The sequence below is a fragment of the Enterobacter sp. ZOR0014 genome, from assembly GCF_000798855.1.
In the GTDB taxonomy this organism is placed as follows: domain Bacteria; phylum Pseudomonadota; class Gammaproteobacteria; order Enterobacterales; family Enterobacteriaceae; genus Enterobacter; species Enterobacter kobei.
In genome coordinates this window covers 1-2,737 of the sequence record NZ_JTLF01000202.1, presented here as the reverse complement: position 1 = coordinate 2,737, position 2,737 = coordinate 1, and the positions used below count along the sequence as shown (strand labels likewise).

4 protein-coding genes and 2 tRNA genes are annotated in these 2,737 nt (G+C 49.9%); 4 read left to right on the top strand and 2 right to left on the bottom strand.

Annotation, left to right across the window (positions count from 1 at the left end; genetic code table 11):
• From L977_RS11130 to L977_RS11115, 4 genes are all read left to right on the top strand, one after another.
• On the top strand, positions 1–586 hold a 586-nt coding region (locus L977_RS11130), incomplete at its 5' end, for an ATP-binding cassette domain-containing protein (protein ID WP_047625764.1).
• A complete protein-coding gene (locus L977_RS11125) occupies positions 583–1,299 on the top strand; it encodes an ABC transporter ATP-binding protein (protein WP_047625763.1) in 717 nt (238 codons plus the stop codon). The genes L977_RS11130 and L977_RS11125, both read left to right, overlap by 4 nt.
• 231 nt (positions 1,300–1,530) lie before the next feature.
• Entirely contained in the window at positions 1,531–1,749 is a 219-nt protein-coding gene (locus L977_RS11120; protein WP_023337451.1) for a cold shock domain-containing protein, read from the top strand.
• A 126-nt stretch (positions 1,750–1,875) separates the two neighbouring features.
• Positions 1,876–2,103 carry a hypothetical protein gene (locus L977_RS11115; protein WP_047625762.1) on the top strand — a complete coding sequence of 76 codons (228 nt, stop codon included), beginning with the start codon at positions 1,876–1,878 and terminating at the stop codon, positions 2,101–2,103.
• Positions 2,104–2,473: 370 nt separating this feature from the next.
• On the opposite strand, the gene L977_RS11110 is transcribed toward L977_RS11115, so the two are convergent.
• Both L977_RS11110 and L977_RS11105 read right to left on the bottom strand, forming a co-directional pair.
• A tRNA-Leu gene (locus L977_RS11110) sits at positions 2,474–2,560 on the bottom strand.
• Between the two features lie 11 nt (positions 2,561–2,571).
• A tRNA-Cys gene (locus L977_RS11105) sits at positions 2,572–2,645 on the bottom strand.
• Between the last annotated feature and the right edge of the window lie 92 nt (positions 2,646–2,737).

Below are 2,737 nucleotides of genomic sequence, written 5' to 3'. Positions count from 1 at the left end.
CTATAAAATGTTTGGCGGAACCCACCTGGTCAACCGCGCCGGGCTGGCGCGCACCTTCCAGAACATCCGTCTGTTTCGCGAGATGTCGGTCGTGGAAAATCTGCTGGTCGCACAGCATATGCGCGTTAACCGGAATCTGCTCGCCGGGATCGTTAATTCCCCGGCCTACCGTCGGGCGGAAAGCGACGCCCTCGACAGAGCTTTCTACTGGCTGGAAGTGGTCGATCTGGTGGACTGTGCCAATCGCCTGGCGGGGGAGATGTCGTACGGTCAGCAGCGGCGCCTGGAGATCGCCCGGGCAATGTGTACCGGACCGGAGATGATCTGTCTCGACGAACCTGCCGCCGGGCTAAACCCGGTTGAAACGCATAAGCTGAGCAGCATCATTCGTTTTCTGCGGGATCATCATGACATCACGGTATTACTGATTGAGCATGACATGGGGATGGTGATGGAGATTTCGGACGATATTATCGTGCTCGACCACGGTGACGTGATTGCCAGGGGGAAACCCGCGCAGATCCAGCATGATGAAAAGGTCATTGCCGCCTATCTTGGCACGGATGAAAGCGAGGTCACCCTATGAGCGAACCGCTGCTGGCCTTCCGCGAGGTGGATGTGTTTTACGGCGTGATTCAGGCGCTGAACCAGGTCTCACTTGAGGTGAATACAGGAGAAACCGTGGCGCTGATTGGCGCAAACGGCGCGGGTAAATCGACATTACTGATGTCCATCTTTGGCCAGCCGCGTATCCGCAACGGACAGATCCTTTATCGCGGCGAAGACATCAGCCATAAATCCACCCACTACGTCGCCTCCGGCGGCATTGCGCAGGCACCTGAAGGCAGACGTATCTTTCCGGATATGACCGTCGAAGAGAACCTGCTGATGGGGACCATCCCGATTGGCAACCAGTTTGCGGCCGAAGATATGCAAACGATGTTCGATCTGTTCCCTCGCCTGAAAGAACGGCGTAAACAGCGCGCGATGACCCTGTCCGGCGGAGAACAGCAAATGCTGGCTATCGCCCGGGCGCTGATGAGCCGTCCGACGCTGCTGTTGCTGGATGAGCCCAGCCTGGGCTTAGCCCCGATTGTGGTGAAACAGATTTTCCAGACGCTGCGCGAGCTGGCCCGCAACGGGATGACGATCTTCCTGGTGGAGCAGAATGCGCACCACGCGCTGAAGCTTTCCGATCGCGGGTATGTGATGGTTAACGGGCAGATCCGCCTGAGCGGCAGCGGCGAGGAGCTGCTGGGCAATCAGGAGGTGAGGAAGGCGTATTTGGGTGGGGTGTGACGTCGGCTTAAGCGGGTCCCAAAGGGCAAAAATAAAATTTGCTTATTAGCCCATCCCATGCCTTAATGATCGCGTTGGTTCGATACAATATTTTATATGCGGTATTTTTCCAGTCAGTCCTCTTAACCAGGCGCTATCTCTGATATCCCCTCCTTTTGAGTTCATACGTATACGTTTATACGTTCCCTATCATAACGTTGTTATTCTAAACGTCTTCAAATGGAGTATTTTATGTCATCCAGGATCTTAGGTCTGGTCAAGTGGTATAACGAAGATAAGCGCTTTGGATTTATCTCCCCTCTCGATGGAAGTAAAGATGTATTTGTTCACTTTTCTGCCTTACAGGAAGAAAGTGTCAATACGCTTTTCGAAGGCCAAAAGGTCGAATTCGCTATTATTGCCGGTAATAAAGGCCCAGCGGCAGCCAACGTAATGCTCTGCGATAAGTAATATTATCATTGCGCTACGACGACGATGAGACCTTTAGCAAGCAAACGGCCCTTTGTGGAAAAATATAAATAGAACCCCATTGGAAATTTGCGGCTTGAAAAACAACGACAAAATACAAGGTGATATATGAAAAAAGTGATCGTTTTTTTTAATGGAAAACCTTGCAAAACTATCTCGGTACTTAAAGGGGTTACATCAATACGTGAAGCGTATCCCAACGGAGAAGAAGTCAATCTACAGATCATGTCGGCAGGTTTTCCGTCCTTAACAGGTGACCATGAGGTTATCTATGTTGCATCTGATCGGGAACTGGCCTCACAGGAAATCTTTGATGCAGCCTCTAAATATTTGTAACTATCGGATTTTACGGTTCTAATTTCAGAAAACTGTTACGCTTTACCATCATTATAATAACTATGCATCATTCTTATCGCCTGCTTTATGTAGGCTTTTTTTTATGAAGCCTACCGATACACCAGTGTTGCCTCGACTCCTGCCGTTTTTCATCATTTCACCAGCAGTAACATAATCACATTTACGTAATGGCATAAGTAAAAAGACATTGTCCAGAAAGCACTTCATGATTGAAGAGTAAAAATGGTGCGGTAGGCAGGCGGGGAAAAATGACAATTACTAATAAGTAACATAGATTTCAAACACAAAAAAACCACCTTTCGGTGGTTTCACGACACTGCTTATTGCTTTGATTATTCTTTGTTTCCCATGGTAGCCGGAGTGGGACTTGAACCCACACAGCGCGAACGCCGAGGGATTTTAAATCCCTTGTGTCTACCGATTCCACCATCCGGCCAGGGAAGAAAGTGGAGGCGCGTTCCGGAGTCGAACCGGACTAGACGGATTTGCAATCCGCTACATAACCGCTTTGCTAACGCGCCGTAAAACTTTTCTAACTGACACCCGCTACTGCGCATGTCTTTAATCTGGAGCGGGAAACGAGACTCGAACTCGCGACCCCGACCTTGGCAAG

Bases quoted from the DNA above. Each gene is read 5' to 3' on its own strand.
- L977_RS11125 (WP_047625763.1), top strand. From the start codon at position 583: ATGAGCGAACCGCTGCTGGCCTTCCGCGAGGTGGATGTGTTTTACGGC.
- L977_RS11120 (WP_023337451.1), top strand. From the start codon at position 1,531: ATGTCATCCAGGATCTTAGGTCTGGTCAAGTGGTATAACGAAGATAAG.
- L977_RS11115 (WP_047625762.1), top strand. From the start codon at position 1,876: ATGAAAAAAGTGATCGTTTTTTTTAATGGAAAACCTTGCAAAACTATC.